Annotated in this window: 20 protein-coding genes; 18 read left to right on the top strand and 2 right to left on the bottom strand. The window is 62.8% G+C overall.

The genetic code is table 11. The features are described 5' to 3' along the window. On the bottom strand, positions 1-1254 hold the full coding sequence (locus CIT25_RS26010; RefSeq protein ID WP_095487832.1) for an NAD(P)/FAD-dependent oxidoreductase: 1254 nt from the start codon (positions 1252-1254) through the stop codon (positions 1-3). 456 nt (positions 1255-1710) lie between these two features. On the opposite strand from CIT25_RS26010, the gene CIT25_RS26015 reads away from it, so the two are divergent. The 18 genes from CIT25_RS26015 (at position 1711) to trmB (ending at position 19759) form a co-directional block, all read left to right on the top strand. Further along, a complete protein-coding gene (locus tag CIT25_RS26015) occupies positions 1711-3003 on the top strand; it encodes an imelysin family protein (protein WP_206072996.1) in 1293 nt (430 codons plus the stop codon). 128 nt (positions 3004-3131) lie between these two features. After that, positions 3132-3443 (top strand): (2Fe-2S)-binding protein, encoded by a 312-nt coding sequence (locus tag CIT25_RS26020; RefSeq protein ID WP_095487834.1) that lies wholly within the window; start codon positions 3132-3134, stop codon positions 3441-3443. Further along, positions 3409-3894: a bacterioferritin gene (gene bfr, locus CIT25_RS26025; protein WP_077377191.1), complete on the top strand. Its 486-nt coding sequence runs from the start codon at positions 3409-3411 to the stop codon at positions 3892-3894. The genes CIT25_RS26020 and bfr overlap by 35 nt, the downstream gene beginning before the upstream one ends. A gap of 12 nt (positions 3895-3906) precedes the next feature. Continuing rightward, positions 3907-5514, top strand: coding sequence for a di-heme oxidoreductase family protein (locus CIT25_RS26030; protein WP_095487836.1), 1608 nt, complete (start codon positions 3907-3909; stop codon positions 5512-5514). A 125-nt stretch (positions 5515-5639) separates the two neighbouring features. Then, positions 5640-6695, top strand: coding sequence for an imelysin family protein (locus tag CIT25_RS26035; protein WP_245329990.1), 1056 nt, complete (start codon positions 5640-5642; stop codon positions 6693-6695). Between the two features lie 2 nt (positions 6696-6697). Continuing rightward, on the top strand, positions 6698-7804 hold the full coding sequence (locus tag CIT25_RS26040) for a DUF1513 domain-containing protein (RefSeq protein WP_095487840.1): 1107 nt from the start codon (positions 6698-6700) through the stop codon (positions 7802-7804). A gap of 181 nt (positions 7805-7985) precedes the next feature. After that, a complete protein-coding gene (gene tsaB, locus CIT25_RS26045) occupies positions 7986-8663 on the top strand; it encodes a tRNA (adenosine(37)-N6)-threonylcarbamoyltransferase complex dimerization subunit type 1 TsaB (protein ID WP_095487842.1) in 678 nt (225 codons plus the stop codon). Beyond that, positions 8663-9157 (top strand): ribosomal protein S18-alanine N-acetyltransferase, encoded by a 495-nt coding sequence (rimI, locus tag CIT25_RS26050; protein ID WP_095487844.1) that lies wholly within the window; start codon positions 8663-8665, stop codon positions 9155-9157. Before tsaB ends, rimI begins: the two co-directional genes overlap by 1 nt. A gap of 68 nt (positions 9158-9225) precedes the next feature. Continuing rightward, a complete protein-coding gene (olsA, locus tag CIT25_RS26055) occupies positions 9226-10026 on the top strand; it encodes a lyso-ornithine lipid O-acyltransferase (protein WP_095487846.1) in 801 nt (266 codons plus the stop codon). A 213-nt stretch (positions 10027-10239) separates the two neighbouring features. Next, positions 10240-11649 carry a tRNA (N6-isopentenyl adenosine(37)-C2)-methylthiotransferase MiaB gene (miaB, locus tag CIT25_RS26060; RefSeq protein WP_095487848.1) on the top strand — a complete coding sequence of 470 codons (1410 nt, stop codon included), beginning with the start codon at positions 10240-10242 and terminating at the stop codon, positions 11647-11649. Between the two features lie 83 nt (positions 11650-11732). Continuing rightward, the gene (locus CIT25_RS26065; RefSeq protein WP_366664388.1) at positions 11733-12725 is read left to right on the top strand and encodes a PhoH family protein; all 993 of its coding nucleotides are present in this window, start codon (positions 11733-11735) and stop codon (positions 12723-12725) included. Between the two features lie 17 nt (positions 12726-12742). Further along, positions 12743-13249 (top strand): rRNA maturation RNase YbeY, encoded by a 507-nt coding sequence (gene ybeY / locus CIT25_RS26070; RefSeq protein ID WP_095487852.1) that lies wholly within the window; start codon positions 12743-12745, stop codon positions 13247-13249. A 27-nt stretch (positions 13250-13276) separates the two neighbouring features. Next, the gene (locus CIT25_RS26075; RefSeq protein ID WP_095487854.1) at positions 13277-14350 is read left to right on the top strand and encodes a hemolysin family protein; all 1074 of its coding nucleotides are present in this window, start codon (positions 13277-13279) and stop codon (positions 14348-14350) included. A gap of 256 nt (positions 14351-14606) precedes the next feature. Next, the gene (locus tag CIT25_RS26080; protein WP_095488069.1) at positions 14607-15044 is read left to right on the top strand and encodes a YybH family protein; all 438 of its coding nucleotides are present in this window, start codon (positions 14607-14609) and stop codon (positions 15042-15044) included. Between the two features lie 239 nt (positions 15045-15283). Beyond that, complete coding sequence (lnt, locus tag CIT25_RS26085) at positions 15284-16876, top strand: apolipoprotein N-acyltransferase (protein WP_095487856.1); 1593 nt, start codon at positions 15284-15286, stop codon at positions 16874-16876. Between the two features lie 137 nt (positions 16877-17013). Then, positions 17014-17433, top strand: coding sequence for a helix-turn-helix domain-containing protein (locus CIT25_RS26090; RefSeq protein WP_095487857.1), 420 nt, complete (start codon positions 17014-17016; stop codon positions 17431-17433). Positions 17434-17741: 308 nt separating this feature from the next. Further along, the gene (gene metK, locus CIT25_RS26095) at positions 17742-19031 is read left to right on the top strand and encodes a methionine adenosyltransferase (protein WP_095488070.1); all 1290 of its coding nucleotides are present in this window, start codon (positions 17742-17744) and stop codon (positions 19029-19031) included. 26 nt (positions 19032-19057) lie between these two features. Further along, positions 19058-19759 (top strand): tRNA (guanosine(46)-N7)-methyltransferase TrmB, encoded by a 702-nt coding sequence (trmB, locus tag CIT25_RS26100; protein ID WP_095487859.1) that lies wholly within the window; start codon positions 19058-19060, stop codon positions 19757-19759. A gap of 80 nt (positions 19760-19839) precedes the next feature. Here the strand turns inward: trmB and CIT25_RS26105 are convergent, their stop codons facing one another. Then, positions 19840-20004 (bottom strand): hypothetical protein, encoded by a 165-nt coding sequence (locus CIT25_RS26105; RefSeq protein ID WP_095487861.1) that lies wholly within the window; start codon positions 20002-20004, stop codon positions 19840-19842. Between the last annotated feature and the right edge of the window lie 193 nt (positions 20005-20197).

The following is a 20197-nucleotide window of genomic DNA, read 5'->3' on the forward strand; positions in this document are numbered from 1 at the left end:
CTATTCAGCGGCGCGGACAGGCTCTTCCTGCTGGAAGGCGGCGAGCGCCGCCTTCAGTCCGTCGGGCCCGGTCGCGACCATCTGCGGCGTTGGCGAGAAGCCGGCGCCGAGCATCTTGCGGCCAAGCATATGGTCGCCCGGCCGGTTGACCGATTCGATGCCGAGCAGACGATTTCCAGCATAGTGATAGATCGAGAACCTGTTCTCGTTGACCTCGCCCAGCACGACATGGCTGTCGCCGCCCGAAATCAGGCCGACCATCTGCAGCTTCATGTCGCCGATGTCGGACCAGAACCACGGCACCGCCGCGAAGCCGTCCGCATGGCCGAGGATGGTGCGGGCGGCAAGACGCGCCTGGTCGGTCGCATTCTGCACCGATTCCAGCCGCACGTCGCCGCCGGTCAGCCAGTGCCGGTAGGAGGCGGCATCGCCGATGGCGAGGATTTCGGGCATCGAGGTGCGCATTTGCTGGTCGACGCGGATGCCGTTGGCGATGGTGATGCCTGCAGCTTGCGCCAGCTCGACATTGGGCACGACGCCGATGCCGATGATGACCATCTGCGCCGGCAGGCGCTCGCCGTTCGAGCTGACAGCGACCGAGACATGGCCGCTCTCACCTTCGAGCCGCGCAATGGTGGTTCCGGTGAGGATGCGCACACCAGTCGCTTCCAGCCGCTGCCGCACATGGCTCGCGATGATCGGCGCCACCGCCCGGCCAAGCAGCCGGTCGATCGCCTCGACCACGGTGACCTTGCGGCCGGCCGCTTTGAGCGTCGCGGCGATCTCCAGCCCGATGAAGCCGCCGCCTAAGATGACGACATCCTCGCTCTGCGCGCTCAATTCACGGATCAGGCGCGCGTCGGCGAGCGAGCGCAGCGACACAACGCCTGAAAAATCCGAACCCGGCAGCGGCAGGATACGCGGTCGCGAACCGGTCGCCAGGATGAGCCGGTCGAAAGGCAGCACGCCACCACCTGATATTTCCAGCCTGCGTCCGCCGGCATCGATGCGATCGATGCGGACACCCGGCCGGTAGTCGATCGCGCTGCCGGTATAAAAGGCCTCGCCGCGCAGCGGCTGCGGTTTGGCCTCTTGATCCTTGATGAAGGTCTTCGACAGCGGCGGCTTGTGGTAGGGCAGTTCGTTCTCGTCGCTGACGAGGATCACGGGCCCCTCGTAACCGTCCTCGCGCAGGCTGGCGGCCGCTTGCACGCCCGCATGACCCGCACCGACAATGACCACACCGTTTTTCATCGCAGCCCCAATTCCTTGATCCAAGTCTAGGACGTCTCGCCAAGTGGCAATTGTCTGACGCCGCCGCAAGACCGCCTTTGCGGGTCGCACCCGGAATGGCGGTCCGCCAAGAGTGCTGTTCAATGACGGCACAATATATGCGGCTAAAGTTGACACTCGCAGTTTAGAATAATTCTAAACTATTGTTTCGATTGGCTTTTCTTTCTGAAATTGATTGACTTCCGGCGCCTTCATCGCTTTATGGAAGCTTGCGTGTCAAGCGCATCCCTTTGATGTCTGGGCCTTGAACCCTTTCGATTGGAGGCATTTCGATGTCTTTCTTCCGCGAACCGCGCTATGTCGCGGCCTGTTTTTCGCCCAATGGCATGGGCTTGCCATGGCGCCGATTGCCTGCCGACGCGCCTTTGGCGCCGGCATTTCACTGAATTCCCGAGGGAGATGACAATCATGAGAGCGATGATCACGGCGCGATATGGCAGCAGGCTTGCAGCGATCGGCGCCACGGCGGCATTGACGGCGGCGATATTCGTGTTGCCGGCCAAGGCGGAAACCGATGCCAAGGCGGTCATCAAGACCTATTCCGATATTGCGCTCGCCAAATATGAAGATTCGCTGACCACGGCACAGGCGCTCGACAAGGCCGTCGACGCGCTGATCGCCAAGCCTTCGGCGGAAACGCTGACTGCCGCCCGAGAGGCCTGGAAGGCGTCGCGCGTTCCTTATCAGCAGACCGAAGTCTACCGCTTCGGCAACGCCATCGTCGACGACTGGGAAGGCAAGGTGAATGCCTGGCCGCTGGACGAAGGCCTGATCGACTATGTCGCCGCCGGCTACGGCACCGAGTCGGACGCCAATGCGCTCTACACCGCCAATGTGATCGCCAACAAGTCGATCGAGATCGACGGCAAGAAGATCGACGCCACCAATCTTACTCCGGAATTCCTCTCCTCAACGCTGCAGGAGGCCGGCGGCATCGAGGCCAATGTGGCGACCGGCTATCACGCCATCGAATTCCTGCTGTGGGGCCAGGACCTGCACGGCACCGGCCCGGGCGCCGGCGAACGGCCCTACACGGACTATGATCTCACCAACTGCACCGGCGGCAATTGCGATCGTCGCGCGCAGTACCTGAAGTCGGCCAGCGACCTTCTGGTTACCGATCTGCAGGACATGGTCAACGACTGGAAGGAAGGCGGCGCCGCCCGCAAGAATCTTGCCGACGGCGAGCCGAAAGCCGGCATCTCGACCATCCTCACCGGCATGGGCTCGCTGTCCTATGGCGAACTCGCCGGCGAGCGCATGAAGCTCGGCCTGCTGCTGCACGATCCGGAAGAGGAGCATGACTGCTTCTCCGACAACACCTATGATTCTCATCTCTACGATGCCGTCGGCATTCGCGCCGCCTATCGTGGCAGCTACACGCGTCTCGACGGCACCGTCGTCGAAGGCCCCTCGGTATCCGACATGGTCAAGGAGGCCGATCCGGCGATCGACAAGGAGCTGTCGGACAAGCTGGATGTCACCGTCGCCAAGATGGAAGCCATCAAGGCGCGGGCGCTTGGCGGCGAGGCCTATGACCAGCAGATCGGCGAAGGCAACACCGAAGGCAACGCCACCGTGCAGGCGGCGATCGACGCGCTGGTCGACCAGACCAAGTCGATCGAACGCGCCGTCGGCACCCTGAAACTCAATGCCATTGCCTTCGAGGGGTCGGACAGCCTCGATGCGCCAGACAAGGTGTTCCAGTAGTCATCGATGCCCCGAGCCCGAACCGAGGGTCCGCACAGCACATGAAAAACGGTTTTTGGAATCAGGCTCGACCAAGAAAATAAGCCACACGGCGCTGAGCAAGCGCCGTCAGCCATACAGAGCAAATAATGCTGATCTGCCATTGCAACATCATCACCGAGAAGGAGATTGAGCAGACGATCGTCGGGCTGCTGGATCAGGATCCCTGGCAGCTTCTCGTGCCGGCGAAGATCTATCATGCCATGCAGAAGCGTGGTCGCTGTTGCGGCTGCTTCCCAAATGTGGTCGAAACGATCATTCGGGTAACCGAAAATTACCACACCCGCTCGGAGGCGAGCGGCGTGGACATCGTTTCACACCTGGATCGCGTCAGAGGCCTGCGCGTCCAATACGGGAGCAGAACCCATGAAAGGCGAACAGCAGATCATAGAGCGGCTTAACGAGGCTCTATTTCTGGAACTTGGAGCAGTGAATCAGTACTGGGTGCATTTCCGGCTGCTGGAAGACTGGGGCTACGCCAAGCTGGCGAAGAAGGAACGCGCGGAATCGATCGAGGAGATGCACCATGCCGACCGGCTCGTGGCCCGCATCATCTTCCTTGAAGGTCATCCGAACCTGCAGTCGGTAGCGCCGCTGCGCATCGGACAGAATGTCAAGGAAGTGCTCGAATCCGATCTTGCCGGCGAGTACGACGCGCGCACCGCCTACAAGCGTTCGCGCGAGATTTGCGAAGAAGCAGGCGACTACGTGACGATGAAGCTGTTCGAAGATCTGCTGTCCGACGAGGAAGGTCACATCGACTTCCTCGAGACGCAACTCGACCTGCTCGCCTCGATCGGCGAGGAAAAATATGGCCAGCTCAACGCCGCATCGGCCGACGAGGCGGATTAGGGACATGCGGGAATGCGGCGCCGCTTAGATTTCTTGCGCCGCTTGCGGCGGGCCGAGGATTACGGCCTGCCTTCCCAGCAAAATCCGCGATACGGATGGCTTCGCGGGCTTTCGCTTGCCGTAGTGGTCGCGCTGACGGACTCGGCGCTGGCCGGCGCGCCGGAACCGGCGGGCCTTGCCACCAGCCGTACCGATCTGACGCCGAAGGATCTGGCGCGCGTCATCGCCATCACCAAGCCGACATCAGATTTTTCCAAGCCTGAGCAGTTCGAGCCGATGCAGGGCGGCGCCGGCACATCGCGGAAGGATGCCAACAAGGACGCCTTCTCGCAATCCTCCGCCAACATCACCTTCGAGGAAGAGGGCACCTTCAAGCTCGGCAATGCCCTTTTCCGCAAGAACTGGGTGTCGTCGCCCTCGTCGACGCAGGCATCGGACGGGCTTGGGCCGCTGTTCAACGAGCGGGCGTGCCAGAATTGCCATCTGAAGGACGGCCGCGGTCATCCGCCGGAAGGCGACACCGGCACCACCTCCATGTTCCTGCGGCTGGCGCAGCAGGCCAGCACCGAGGAGGAGAAAGCAGCGCTGGCCGCCCGCAAGGTGCTCAACTTTCCCGATCCGGTCTACGGCTCGCAATTGCAGGACCTGGCCGTTCCGGGGCTACGGGGCGAAGGCAAGATGCGTGTCGATTATCAGGAGCAGAAAGTCACGCTGCCGGACGGCACCGCGGTTTCGCTGCGTAAGCCGAGCTATTCGGTCGATGATCTCGCCAACGGGCCGCTCGATCCGCACACCACGCTTTCGCCGCGCTTGACGCCGCCGATGATCGGCCTTGGCCTGGTCGAGCAGATCGCCCCGGCGGACATTCTCGCCCATGCCGATCCGGACGATCGGAACAGTGATGGCATTTCCGGCAAGCCCAACATCGTGCGCGACGGCCAGAGCGGCGAGCCGACGCTCGGCCGCTTCGGCTGGAAGGGGCAGACCCCATCGATCCGCCAGCAAGCAGCGGACGCATTCGCCGGCGACATCGGCATTTCGACCCCGGAAGTGCCCAACCACTGGGGCGATTGCAGCGCGGCCGAAAAGGCATGTCTTGCCATGCCAAACGGTGTGCAGGAGCGCCTCGGCCCGGTTGAGGCGCCGCCGCCGGTCATGGACCTGGTCACCTTCTATTCGCAAAACCTCGCCGTGCCGGCGCGGCGCGATCTCGACAAGCCCGAAGTGCTGGCCGGCAAGAAGCTGTTCTACGACATGGGCTGCATTCCCTGCCATACGCCGAAATTCGTCACCCGTCGCGGCACCCCCAATAAGGCGCAGGCCTTCCAGTTGATCTGGCCCTATTCCGACTTTCTGCTGCATGACATGGGGCCGGGGCTCGCCGACGGGCAGGCGGTGGGCGAGGCTACCGGCAGCGAATGGCGCACGCCGCCGCTGTGGGGCATCGGTCTTACCGAGACCGTCAACGGCAACAGCTTCTTCCTGCATGACGGGCGCGCGCGCACGTTGGCCGAGGCGATCCTGTGGCATGGCGGCGAGGGGCAGAAGGCGCGCGACCGCTTTGCCGCCGCCGATGCGGCCGATCGCGACGCACTGGTCAAATTCCTGGAGTCGTTGTGATGTCGAAGCGTCTAAGCAGGTTCCGCAAAAGTGTCCCACGGTGTTGCGGCAAGAACCTGCGACAAACAAAAGAATCTAAGCAGGCATTCTTGGGCCAGCCCACGAATGCCTGCTTAGCGCTTGCTGTGATTCTCCCGCTAGTCCTCGCCGGCGCATTGCCGGCGTCCGCCGCGGTCAAGGCCTCCGACGTGATCCAGCGGGCGATCGATGGCTTTGTCCGCCCGGCCTATGCACGCCTGCATGACCATGCGGACAGCCTGACAAAGGCAATGCGCGCGCTTTGCGACGCGCCCTCGCAGGACCATCTCGATGCGGTGCGCACGGAATTCTCCGGCACCGTGGATGCCTGGTCGGTCGTGGAGATCATTCGCATCGGACCGATAACCGAGAACAACCGGCTGGAGCGCATGCTGTTCTGGCCGGACCGCAAGAGCATCGGCCTGAGACAGGTGCAGGCGGCGCTGGCTGGTAAAGATAAGACCGCCGCCGATCCGGCCCAGCTGGCGACAAAGAGTGTCGCCATGCAAGGGCTCGGCGCGTTGGAATTCGTGCTTTACGGCGATGGCGCCGAGCGGCTCGCCGACAAGGACGATCCCTATCGCTGCGCTTACGGCGCCGCCGTTGCCGGCAACATCGAAACGATTGCCGCCGACGTCAGCGACGCCTGGAACAAGTCCGACGGTTTTGCAGCGCTTTGGGCCAATCCGGGCCCGCAAAACGCGCTCTACCGCGACGGCACCGAAGCGGTGACCGAACTGGTCGGCGTCTTCATCAACGAGCTGGAAATGGTCCGCGACGTGCGCCTGAAAGGCTTTCTGGGCAGCAATCCGCAAGCCGACAAGCCGAAACAGGCGATCTACTGGCGGTCGCAAAACACGGCGCGTTCGCTGACCGGCAATCTTTCGGGCATGGACGCGCTGTTCCAGGCCTCGCAGCTTGGCGATGCGCTGTCGCCTGACGCGCGCTGGATGGCGGAATCGATCCACATCCAGCTCGTCAACGGGGCCGCCGACGCCACGGCCATCAGAGGTCCAATCGACAAGGCGCTCACCGACCCGGCGCTGCGCCAGAAGCTCGATCATTTCTCGCTGGTGACATCCAGCCTGACGACCCTGATCGGCACCAGGCTGACCGCCGAATTCGGCCTGACCGCCGGCTTCTCGTCGCTCGACGGCGACTGAGCATGCGCACGCCGCTGATCGATCGCCGTGATTTCATCAGGGCCGCAGGCATTGGCTTCGTCGCCACGATGGCGCCGTCCGCATGGGCGAAGACGCTTAGCACGGACGCCGTCTTCGCCACGGCTTTCGTCAAGCGCGACGGCAGCTATGGCGCGGCCATCCTGTCCGAGGCCGGCAAGGTCCTGCACGCCATCGACCTGCCCGCCCGCGGTCACGACGTCACCTTCGATCCGGTCTCGAAGCGCTCCGTGGTCTTTGCCAGGCAACCCGGGACCTTCGCCGTGGTCTTCGACCACGCAGGCCGCGATGAGCCGCTGACCATTGCCAGCGTCAGTGGACGGCATTTCTTCGGCCACGGCGTGTTTTCGACCGACGGTGCGCTGCTCTACGCCACCGAGAACGATTTCGACAATGCCGCCGGCGTGGTCGGCGTCTATGACGCGCGCGCGAAATTCAAGCGCATCGGTGAGTTCCCGACCTACGGCATGGGTTCGCACGAGCTTCTGCTGCTGGGCGACGGCAGGACGATCGCCGTCGCCAATGGCGGCATCGAGACCCATCCGGATTACGGCCGCGCCGAACTCAACATCGCAACGATGAAGCCTTCCTATGTGCTGGTCGACCGCCTCACCGGCGACCTCATCGAAAAGCACGAACTGCCGCCGGAGCTGCACCAACTGTCGATCCGTCACATGGATCTCGACCGATCCGGCACGGTCTGGTTCGGCTGCCAGTACAGGGGGCAGGGCACCGATCGTCCGCTGCTGGTCGGCCGCGCCGCGCGTGGCAAGGATCTGCAACTGCTCGACATGCCGCAGGACGTCCTCTCCGGCTTCCGGAACTACATCGGCTCGGTCGCCGCCAACCCCGCCGCCGGCACCGTCGCGGTGTCCTCGCCGGAAGGCAACTCGCTTGCGGTGATCGATGCGGCCAGCGGCCGGATCGTCACCACCAACGCATTGGCCGAGGTCTGCGGTTTGGCGCCCGATGGGGCGAACTTCATGGCGACGACGGGCACCGGCGAAATCGTCGAAGTGGGCGGCGCGACACGGTCTGAGCCGGACTATGTCTGGGACAATCACATGCTGCGCATCGAGCAGGCCGGATAAGCGCTTCCGGCACCGGTTCCCTAACGGTTGCGCTCGCTGGAAGTTACCGTCCTCAGGCGAGGCCGAAGCGAAGCCGTCAAACGATTTATGCATTATCCCCTTGCGGGGATGAGCCATGGCAGGCACAGGGAAATTGTTTTTCGAACCCTGTGCCCAAGCGGGTGCTCCAACCGGCCGTCTCATGAAGTTGCTTGCCATCGACTGTGCCGCCAATCTCTGCGCCGCCTGCGTCTACGACGCAGCGGCCGGGAAGGAGCTCGGCCGCTCGGTGCTCGATCTTGGCAGAGGCCATGCCGAGCATTTGATGGCCGTGATCGAAGAGGCGTTGAAGGCGGCCGGAACCGACTATGCCGGCCTCGGCGCTATCGCCGTCTCCACCGGTCCGGGCTCCTTCACCGGCCTGCGCGTCGGCGTCTCGGCGGCGCGGGGCCTAGCGCTGGCGCTGAAAATCCCGGCAATCGGGGTGACGACGCTGGAAGCGCTGGCGGCGCAAGCGAGAGCGACATTTCCCGGCCGCGCCGTGCTGGCCGCGCTCGACGCCGGCCGCGAGGAGATCCATGCAGCACTTTACGACGAAGTGTCGGTTCTGCGCTATGGTCCGGCCGTGAGCACGCTTTCGCAAGCCGCGACTATCGCGGCGGACAGTTCTCCGGTTCTGGCCGGCACAGCGGCCACGCAAATCGCCGCGTCGGCCGGGCGCGCCTTCGACATTGGCCCGACAAGTGCCACGGCCGACATTGTCGTCTATGCCCGTCTGGCCGCTGCCAACGGCGAGGGCGAAAAGCCGAAACCGCTCTATCTGCGCGGGGCGGACGCCAAGCCTCAGGCAGGGTTTATTCTATCAAGGCAAAAAAACTGATGCGCATTCCTTTCCTCCAGCCGCGCCGCAGGGACTTTGCGCTCGAACCACTGACGACTGCCGACAGCGCGGCCATGTCGGTGCTGCATCGCGAGGATTTCGTGCGGCCGTGGACCGACGACGAGTTCGCCACGCTGCTCGAGCAGGACACGGTGTTCGGTTATGCTGCGCGACAGACCGGACAGGGTGCCAAGCCGCCGGTCGGCTTCGTGCTGGCGCGCCTGGCTGCCGGTGAAGGCGAGATCCTGACTGTCGCGGTGGCGCGCTCCCATCGACGCCAGGGGCTCGGCTGGCAATTGATGGATGCGGTGCTGCGCGAACTGCACGCGCAACGCGCCGAGGCGCTTTTCCTCGAGGTCGACGAGACCAACATAGCTGCGATCGCGCTCTACCGGCGGCTCGGATTCCGCGAGGTCGGCAAACGTGCCAACTATTACAGATCGCCAGAGCACGGCCCGACCGGCGCGCTTGTCATGCGTCGCGATCTTCGCTAGCGCAGATTCAAAATTGCTAGAGCGTGCTTGTGCGCTCTAGCCAGAACTCGGGGCAGGGCCAAGAGCGGATGATCGGAAAAATCAGGATTTTCCTGGCGCTGGGCCTCGTTGTCGCCGGCTCGTTGATCCTCGTGCCGTTGCAGATCCTATCGATGAAGACCGGGCTCTGGCGCGAGACGTTCATCCTGAAGATCTGGCACCGGCTCATCATCCGAGCGCTGGGCATGCGCATCCATGTCAAGGGAACCCTGTCCAGCCAGCGCCCGCTATTGGTTGCTTCGAACCACGTCTCCTGGACCGACATCATGGTGCTGGGGTCCATGGTCGACGTGACATTCATCGCCAGGGCCGACATGGCCGGCTGGCCATTGATCGGCATGCTGTCGAAGCTGCAGCGCACGGTCTTCATCGAGCGCGAGCGCAAGCGTTCGTCGGGCGTCCAGGCGAGCGAGATCGCCAGCCGCATGGCCAAGGGCGACGCCATGGTGTTGTTTGCCGAAGGCTCGACCGGCGACGGCAACATGGTCCTGCCGTTCAAGAGCACGCTGTTCGGCGCCGCCTCGATGGCGATTTCGGAAGGGGCGGCCGAAAAGGTCTTCATCCAGCCGGTGGCGATCGTCTACACGCGCCTGCATGGCGTGCCGCTCGGCCGCAGGCACCGACCGATTGCCGCCTGGATCGGTGACGAGGATTTGATGCCGCATCTCAAGGTTCTGATGGCAGAGGGCGGGCTCGACGTCGAAGTGCATTTCGGCGAGCCGGTCGCCTTTTCCAAGGGCTCCAACCGCAAGGAAACGGCACGGCTGATGGAAAGTCGGGTGCGTGATATGGTGCACATGGCGCTCGCCGATCCGCGCCCGAGCCGATAGGTCGGAAAGGCTCACGTGCTCCATAGTTCTTTGCGCATCCAAGAGGACACGCGGCGCTAGAGCATTTTGCAGCCAAGTGGAATCACTGGGCGTCGCACAAATGCGGCTAAAACAAACAAATAGAGCGGGATGCCCCGTCCAATCCAAATGCATCCCGCTCTATGGAGCAGAATCGTCTGTTTTTTGTCTGGGAAAGGCGTTAGAAGCCGCCGGATGGAACTGAATACGATAGAACGGGACGACATAGAAAGTGCGGCCGAAAGTGCGGTCGTACCATCTGCCGCGACCAGGAAGGTCTTCGTCAAGACCTATGGCTGCCAGATGAATGTCTATGATTCGCAGCGTATGACCGACGCACTGGCCGCTGATGGCTATGCGGCGACGGATGCTATCGGCGAGGCCGATCTGGTGCTGCTCAACACCTGCCATATCCGCGAGAAAGCCGCCGAAAAGGTCTATTCCGAACTCGGCCGCATTCGTGAGATGAAGGCCGAACGGGCTCTGGCCGGCCGCGAGATGCTGGTCGGAGTCGCCGGCTGCGTGGCGCAGGCGGAAGGAGCCGAGATCATCCGTCGCTCGCCGGCCGTCGATCTGGTCATCGGCCCGCAGACCTATCACCGGCTTCCGCATGTGCTGGCACGGGTGCGCGGCGGCGAAAAGATCGTCGAGACCGACTACGCCATCGAGGACAAGTTCGAGCACCTGCCGCAGCCGAAGCGCGCCGAGATCATCAGGCGCGGCGTCACCGCGTTCCTGACCGTGCAGGAAGGCTGCGACAAGTTCTGCACCTTCTGCGTCGTGCCGTACACCAGAGGCTCGGAAGTGTCGCGGCCGGTGGCGCAGATCGTCGCCGAGGCCGAGCGGCTGGCGCAAGCCGGCGTACGCGAGGTGACGCTGCTTGGCCAGAACGTCAATGCCTGGCATGGCGAGGGCGAAAACGCCGAGGAATGGGGTCTTGGCCGCCTGCTGTTCCGGCTGGCCGAGATTCCCGGGCTGGCGCGGTTGCGCTACACCACCAGCCACCCGCGCGACATGGACGACGAATTGATCGCCGCCCACCGTGACTTGCCGGCGCTGATGCCTTATTTGCACTTACCTGTGCAATCCGGCTCCGACCGCATCCTCAAGGCGATGAACCGCAGGCATACGGCAAAGGACTATCTGACGCTGCTCGACCGGATCCGCGCCGCGCGGAGCGATATAGCGCTTTCGGGTGACTTCATCGTCGGCTTTCCCGGCGAGACGGAAGCGGATTTCGAGGCAACGATGGACCTTGTACGCCAGGTGAACTATGCCTCGGCCTTCTCGTTCAAATATTCGCCTCGCCCCGGCACGCCGGGCGCCGAGATGGCCGATCATGTGCCGGAAGCCGTCAAGGACGAACGTCTGCAGCGGCTGCAGGCGCTGCTGCTGAAGCAGCAGCAGGATTTCGGTGCGAGCCTGGTCGGCAGCATCATCGACACGCTGATCGAGAAGCCCGGTCGTCAAGCCGGCCAGAAGGTCGGCCGCTCGCCGTGGCTGCAGCCGGTTATTGTTGATGAAAAGTCCGGCGAAATCGGTGACATTATCCAGGTACGAATCACGAAGACGGGTTACAACAGCCTGTTCGCCGAATTGGCCTGAAGGTCTCGGCAGATGAGGAGAGACGGTTGAGCGCTGCGGAAGTGAAGAACCTGCCCCAGAACCTACCATCGGGGGCTTCGGATATGGCGCACATCGTTCTGACTTTCGACAACAACAAGCTTGCCAGCGCCCTTTATGGCCAGTTCGACGAGAATCTGGCCAGGCTCGAGCAGAAGCTTGGCGTCGATATCCGATCCCGAGGCAACCAGCTGACCATCAAGGGCTCCGCCTCGGCCGCCGAGCAGGCGCGGCGCGCCCTGGATAATCTCTACGGCATTCTCCAGAAAGGCGCTGACATCGGCCAGTCGGACGTCGACGGCGCCGTGCGCATGGCGATCGCCGCCGACGACCAGCTGACGCTGCCGACGCTGGAGCGCAAGGGCAAGGTGTCCGCCGCCCAGATATCGACGCGCAAGAAGACGATCTATGCCCGTTCGCTCAACCAGGACGCCTATATGCGCGCGCTGGAGCGGTCCGAGCTCGTCTTCGGCATCGGCCCGGCCGGCACCGGCAAGACCTATCTGGCGGTAGCGCATGCGGCGATGCTGCTCGAGCGCGGCATGGTCGAGCGCATCGTGCTGTCGCGGCCGGCCGTCGAGGCCGGCGAGCGGCTTGGCTTCCTGCCCGGCGACATGAAGGAGAAGGTCGATCCGTACCTGCGGCCGCTCTACGACGCGCTTTACGACATGATGCCGGCCGACAAGGTCGAACGGGCGATTGCCGCCGAGGTGATCGAGATCGCGCCGCTAGCCTTCATGCGCGGCCGCACGCTGGCGCACGCCGCCGTCATCCTCGACGAGGCGCAGAACACCACACCGATGCAGATGAAGATGTTCCTGACCCGCCTCGGCGAGAATTCGCGCATGATCGTCACCGGCGATCCGACCCAGATCGACCTGCCGCAAAACACCAAATCGGGTCTGGTCGAGGCGCTCCGGATCCTCGACGGCGTTACCGGCATGGTGACAGTGCGCTTCAACGAAGGCGACGTCGTCAGGCATCCGCTGGTCGCCGAGATCGTCAAGGCCTACGACCGCGACGGCAAGCTGGCCCGGGGCCTGGGCACCGAAGGCTGATGTGAAGATGCGGCCTTATGGCTGAGGACAAAAAGTCTGTAGGCGGGGATCTTCCGGTTCCCATCGACATCGATATAGCGGTTGAAGCGGGCGACTGGCCCGATGCGGCCGCGCTGACGCGGCTGGTCGATCGCGCCGTTGCCGCTGCGTTTGCCGAAACCGGCGTGGCCGGCCGCTCCGAGCTCAGCATAGTCTTTTCTGACGATGCCCATATCCGCAGCCTCAATGCCGGCTGGCGCGGCAAGGACAAACCGACCAACGTCTTGTCTTTCCCGGCGTTTCCGCTCGCCAAGGGCGGTCCGCTGCCGCCCATGCTGGGCGACATCGTGCTGGCCGCCGAGACGGTCGCGCGAGAAGCCGCCCTGGAAGACAAGCCTGTCGAGAACCATATCATCCATCTCGTCATCCACGGCCTGCTGCATTTGCTGGGCTACGATCACGAGACCGACGCCGAGGCCGAGGAAATGGAAGCCAAAGAACGCGCAGCGCTTGCGAGGCTTGCCATTCCCGATCCCTACGCGTAACTAAAAAGATCAAATGACCGGACGACGATGAACGACAAACCAGAGACTGCCGCCCGCCCAGACGCCGGCAGTGCGACCAAGCCATCCGAACAGACGGAAGAGGGCTCTAGTCCGAGTACCACGACCGGCAGCTTCGCCAGCGAGCCATCGCCTGCCGGTCCTTCCCTGTTCGATCGCGTGCTCGGCCTGTTCAGGCAGCGCAACGGCACCAGCCTGCGTGAGGAGATCGCCGACGCGCTTGCCGAAACCGCGAGCGATGCTGGCGCCTTTTCGCCCGGCGAACGGGCCATGCTCAACAACATCCTGCGCTTGCGCGAGGTGCGCGTCGAGGACGTCATGGTGCCGCGCGCCGACATAGAGGCGGTCGAGATCACGACGAACCTTGGCGATCTTCTGGGACTGTTCGAGCAATCCGGCCATTCCCGCATGCCGGTCTATTCGGAGACGCTCGACGATCCGCGCGGCATGGTCCACATCCGCGACGTGCTCGCTCACATCACCAAGATCGCCCGCGTCAGAAAGGGCAGGACGACCAGGAAAGCCGCCGCCACCACGCTTCTCGATCTTGCCAAGGTCGATCTCGCGCGCACCATCGGCGACCTGAACCTGATCCGCCCGGTGCTTTTCGTGCCGCCGTCGATGCTCGCCTCCGATCTCATGGGGCGGATGCAGGCGATGCGCACTCAGATGGCGCTGGTCATCGATGAGTATGGCGGCACCGATGGCCTGGCCTCGCTCGAGGACATCGTCGAGATGGTGGTTGGCGACATCGAGGACGAGCATGACGAGGACGAGCCGATGATCACCCAGACCGGCGAGGGCGTGTTCGTCGTCGACGGCAAGGCCGAGATCGACGAAGTCACCAAGATGATCGGCGAGGATTTCGCCGCCGGCGAGCATGGCGAATATGTCGACACGATCGGCGGCATGATCTTCAACACGCTTGGCCGTGTTCCGGCCCGCGGCGAAGTGGTGCAGGCCATACCTGGTTTCGAATTCCTTGTGCTCGACGCCGATCCGCGCCGCGTCAAGCGCGTGCGCATCGTGGAGACCCAAAAGGGCGAGCGCCGCCGGCGCGCGGTGCGCGCCGAGCAGGCTTGAAGACGCCGCTCGCCCGATGACGGTCGACGATCCGTTTCAAGCACGCAACCCTGGGCTCGATCCCGCGAACTTCTGCACGGGTAATAAGCGGCCATTTGCCCGCCGTCTCAAAACGCTGTAGCGGAAACTTGTCCCGCGCCGTGCTATACTGACCAAGCCGACCTGCACTGCACCGCAGTTAGGGAAATGCCTACGGCGCGGACACCTGCGGGAGTCGCCAGTCCAGATCAGAAAATAAAATGACATGGTGGATGACATGTCCCTCGACGCCAATGATTTCGCTCAAGCAGTTGAAAAATACCACCTCGCTCTGGATGAGTTCATGAAAGGAAACCCCGCGCCTGCGAAGAAGCTCTTTTCTCAACAAGACGATGTAACACTGGGCAATCCCTTTGGCCCTTTCGCGCATGGACGGAAGCAGGTCGTTGAGACGATGGAGCAAGCGGCATCGAATTATAGGGACGGCGACGCTACCGGTTTCGAGAACATAGCGACATGTGTGACGTCTGAGCTGGCATACCTCGTCGAAGTAGAGCGGCTCAGGTCCAAGGTTGGCGGTCGCAGCGATGTCACGCCTCTTGCGTTACGCGTGACGAGCGTCTTTCGTCCAGAAGATGGTCTCTGGAAGATTGTGCATCGTCATGCCGATCCGATAACGACGGCTCAGCCGGCCAATTCGGTACTCCGCCGATAGGCGCGGTTGTGGTTTGGGGAGGCGGTCGATATCGCAAACCCTTGCTGCGGCAACGCGGCTATTCTTCATTCCGTTCTCGGCGAAGGTTGGCCCGCGTCATCGGGCTCGTAGCATCAGGCGTCCGCAAGGAGTCGTGAGCCGAATTCAATCCGGCACGTTGGCTGAAGCGGTGGCCGTTTGGAGCGCGGACCGCGGCCTGATAAATCTTGCTCCGTGATTCGCACGACTCGGAAGCATCGATGAAGCGCCTGGCCGGCCGGATAATTCTGCTGTGGGGCTGGCGCCGCGCGCTTGTGGCGTTTCTTGCCGGGGCGCTGGCGGTGCTTGCCCAGGCGCCTTACGATTTCTTCGCCGTCGGTTTCGTTTCGTTCCCGCTGCTGGTCTGGCTTCTCGACGGCGCGACCGGCGAAGCCTCCGATGGCTGGTTCCGGCGTTTGCGGCCTGCTTTCGCCATCGGCTGGTGGTTTGGCTTCGGCTATTTTCTCGCTGGCCTGTGGTGGATCGGCTCGGCACTTCTGGTCGAGGCCGACAGCTTCGCCTGGGCGCTCCCCTTCGCAGTGGTCGGAATTCCGCTGGCGCTCGCCTTTTTCTACGGCTTCGCGACAGCGGTTGCCCGGTTGCTGTGGAGCAACGACATCGGCCGCATCGCTGCCCTTGGCTTCGGCTTTGCCCTGGCGGAATGGCTGCGCGACTTTCTATTCACCGGCTTTCCCTGGAATGCCGTCGGCTACGCGGCGATGCCGGTGCCCTTGCTTATGCAGAGCGTGTCGGTGACCGGCATGGTTGGCATGAACGCGCTGACGGTCTTCGTCTTTTCATTGCCGGCCCTGCTTGCGGCGCGCCGGCATGTCCGCCTGGGGGCTGCACTGCTTGTCGTTCTCGTCTCGGCCCATGTCGGCTTCGGCTATATCAGGCTTGCTGCTCCGGAGAAGCCTGCGGAACGCAGCCTCGATGTCCGCATTGTGCAGCCGGCCGTTGACCTCAGCGAGAAGTGGGACGCTTCGGTGCCCGACCGGATCTTCGCCACGCTGATGGGACTTTCGGCCAAAGCGCCGGAGACTGGCCATGACAAGCCGCAGTTGATCCTATGGCCGGAGACCTCCGTGCCGTTCTTGTTCGCCCAGCGTCCCGATGCGCTGACCGCGCTGGGCGAGATGCTTGGCGACGGCCAGATGCTGATCGCCGGTGTTGTCCGGGAGGAGGGTGGCTCGACGGCAAATGCCGACAGGCGGTATTACAATTCGGTGGTGGCGATCGACGACAAGGGTGAAATCGCAGATGCCGTCGACAAGGTTCATCTGGTGCCCTTTGGCGAATATCTGCCTTTTGCCGACCTGCTAGGCCGCTTCGGGCTCAAACAGCTTGTCGCCGGGCCGATGACCTACGCGGCGGGCAATGAGCGACATCCGATCGCGCTGCCCGGCGGCATCCGCGCGCTTCCGTTCATTTGCTATGAAGTCATCTTTCCCGATCTGGTGGCGGTTGACGCTACGTCAGCCGAGCTTATTGTGAACGTCACGAACGACGCGTGGTTCGGTGACACGCCGGGTCCATACCAGCATTTCAGGCAGGCGCAGATTCGCGCTGTGGAGAATGGGGTGCCCTTGTTGCGCGCAGCCAATAACGGCATCTCCGCTGTAGTCGATCCGCGCGGACGCATCCTTGACGCACTGGCGATCGACGCACGCGGAGCCATCGATGTCCATGTGCCGATTTCCAATCAGTCCGTCGTTTCTTCCAGCCAAAGGCGCATTAACGGACTGCTGATCATGTTGCTGCTTGGCCTGGCCGCTTTCGCATTGAATGTAAGGCAAAGGCTACGGGTGAATTGACAGTCGACACATTAGAAACTCATACTGTAACCGCCTGAAATTTCTCGAAGTCGGTACGTCGTTCTGTTGGGGCACTGGCCGCCGGCTTCGTTTGGGCAGAAAAACACAAAAAGCCGGAAAAATTCGGCGAGGAAAAAATGGCAGAAGAAAACAAGAAGAAGCCGAATCCTATCGACATCCATGTCGGAAGTCGCATCAGGCTTCGCCGCAATATGTTGGGAATGAGTCAGGAGAAGCTGGGCGAGAACCTCGGCATAACGTTTCAGCAGATACAGAAATACGAGAAGGGAACCAATCGCGTCGGCGCCAGCCGTTTGCAGGCAATAGCCTCGATACTCGGTGTTCCTGTCGCTTTCTTTTTCGAGGACGCGCCGGGCCAGGAGGCCGTGGGCAACCGCGGATTTGCCGAGGATGCATCAATGACTTTTGCGGTCGAATTCTGCGGCAGTCCTGAAGGGCTTCAACTCAACCGGGCCTTCGTCAAGATTGGCGACGTCAAGATACGCCGCAAGATCATCGAGCTCGTGAAGGCCCTTTCAACCGACGAGGTCGATTGATTGGGCCGATTGAGTTGGCAGGCAGTTTAAAGCCGGAAATGGCGAGGATGTCGTAGCCGGGCACGACCTCGCTGATCGCAGAATTTACATCCTGTAGGCAGGCCGGAGAGGAAATCGATTTTGCTCGACGCCCAACGTGTTGGAACTAAGCTCGCCGGCGGCATCCTGCCGCTGGTCGCAGTGGTGCAAGATAATAGCGCGATTTTCATGCCAGAATGGCCGCGCCGCTTGACGAGCGCCGCCCGGCACAGCTAACACGTGGCGCGCCAATCGGCAGCGTGCCGATATTTTTTCAAGAGGGGACACCCGTGACGCGGCAAAACTATTTATTCACCTCGGAATCCGTTGCCGAGGGTCATCCCGATAAGGTTTGCGATCGTATCTCCGACGAGATCGTCGATCTGGTCTATCGCGAGGCCAGAAAAACCGGCATGGACCCCTGGAAGGTCCGCGTCGCCTGCGAAACGCTGGCGACCACCAATCGCGTCGTCATCGCCGGCGAGGTGCGCGTCCCCGAGACCCTGCTCAAGAAGGACAAGGCCGGCAATATCCTGATGGATGCCGCCGGTCATCCGCTCGTCAATCCGGCGAAGTTCAAGTCGGCCGCCCGCAAGGCGATCCGCGAAATCGGCTATGAACAGGCCGGTTTCCACTGGAAGACGGCAAAGATCGAGGTTCTGCTGCACGGCCAGTCGCCGGATATCGGCCAGGGCGTTGACAATGCCTCCGACCGGCAAGGCGAGGAAGGGGCTGGCGACCAGGGCATCATGTTCGGCTATGCCTGCCGCGAGACACCGGATCTGATGCCGGCGCCGATCTACTACAGCCATAAGATCCTCGAACTGCTGGCCGCCGCACGCCATGAGGGCAACGGCGATGCCGGCCGGCTCGGGCCGGACGCCAAGAGCCAGGTCACCGTCCGCTATGTCGACGGCAAGGCGGCCGAAGTGACGCAAATCGTGCTGTCCACCCAGCATCTCGACGCCAGCTGGGATTCGAAGAAGGTCCGCAACGTCGTCGAGCCCTATATCCGCGAGGCGCTGGGCGAGCTGAAGATCGCCGACAGCTGCAACTGGTACATCAACCCGACGGGCAAGTTCGTCATCGGCGGCCCCGACGGCGACGCCGGCCTGACCGGACGCAAGATCATCGTCGATACTTACGGCGGTGCTGCGCCCCATGGCGGCGGTGCTTTTTCCGGCAAGGACACCACCAAGGTCGATCGTTCCGCGGCCTATGCGGCACGCTACCTGGCCAAGAACGTGGTGGCGGCGAAGCTCGCCGATCGCTGCACCATCCAGCTTTCCTATGCCATTGGCGTCGCCCAGCCGCTGTCGGTCTATGTCGACCTGCACGGCACCGGCAAGGTCGATGAGGCGAAGCTCGAGCAGGCGCTGCGCACCGTGATGGACCTGTCGCCGTCCGGCATTCGCCGTCACCTCGATCTCAACAAGCCGATTTATGCCAAGACGTCCTCTTATGGCCATTTCGGCCGCAAGGCCGGCCGCGACGGGTCCTTCTCCTGGGAAAAGACCGACCTCGCCAAGGCGCTCAAGGATGCACTCGCCGAAGCGCCCGCCGAAGCAGTCGCGGCCTAGCCGCGGCGTCCATAGATCCGAAAGACGTGGATCCGAAAGACCGGCCAAGCCGTGCGACCGAAGCATTTTTCGGTCGCCGGCGCGGCAAGACCATCCGTCCGCAGCAGGCGGCGGCACTGGAAAGCGGCTTCCGCACCTACCGGCTCGATCTGATGGCCGGACCGCCGGCCGAACTGCGCAGCCTGTTCGAAGCGGATGTCTGCGCCATTCATCTCGAGATTGGTTTCGGCGGCGGCGAGCACCTGCTGCATCGGGCGACGGCAGCTCCTGAGACCGGCTTTATCGGCGTCGAGCCTTTCGTCAACGGCATGGCCAAGATGATGATGGCGGTCAGGGAACGGCCGCTGGCCAATCTTCGGGTCTATGACGACGATGCCACGCGCCTGCTCGACTGGCTCCCGCAAGCCTCGCTCGACGGCATCGACCTTCTCTATCCCGATCCCTGGCCGAAAAAGAAACACTGGAAGCGCCGCTTCGTCAGTCCGGTCAATCTCGACCGTTTCGCGCGCGTCCTGAAGTCAGGCGGAAAATTCCGCTTTGCGTCCGATATCGATAGCTATGTGAACTGGACGCTGCTGCACTGCCGGGCGCATGATGCGTTTGAATGGCAGGCTGAAGAGGCAGCCGATTGGCATCGGCCCTATGAGGGTTGGCCGGGTACGCGCTACGAGGCGAAGGCCATTCGCGAAGGCCGTCGGCCTGCCTATCTCACCTTCGTCCGAAGATAGGCGACCAAGTTAAGCAGCGCCCCATCGCGCGCTTTGCCGTCGACGAGGACCAAGGACGTCCTCGTCCTGCTTCGCAGGTCTTAGAAGCGGCCGATCTTGTCGAAGGCGGCCGGATCCACGCCGAGATTGCGCAGATCGTGCGCGCGCGGCTTGCGGCCGGCTTCGACGGCGTGCGAAGCGGCGACGGCGCTGCCGAACACAGTGAAGAAATCGCCGATGGCCGAGAAAACCTTGCGGTTGGTCATGATTATGCCCTTTCGCCTGCTGCAATGTGACTGAATTTGTGCAGCGCAACATAGATAGGCGCGTATTGCCTGATATCACAGGGACGTTGCCGCATGGCCGCCATGCGTCCTGTGCAACGCTGCTGCCTCCTCACGGAGACAGAAAACCGGACAACTGGTGTGCTACCTAATCCGGGCAACTCGTCTGCTTACG

The sequence above is a fragment of the Mesorhizobium mediterraneum genome, from assembly GCF_002284565.1.
Lineage (GTDB): Bacteria > Pseudomonadota > Alphaproteobacteria > Rhizobiales > Rhizobiaceae > Mesorhizobium > Mesorhizobium mediterraneum.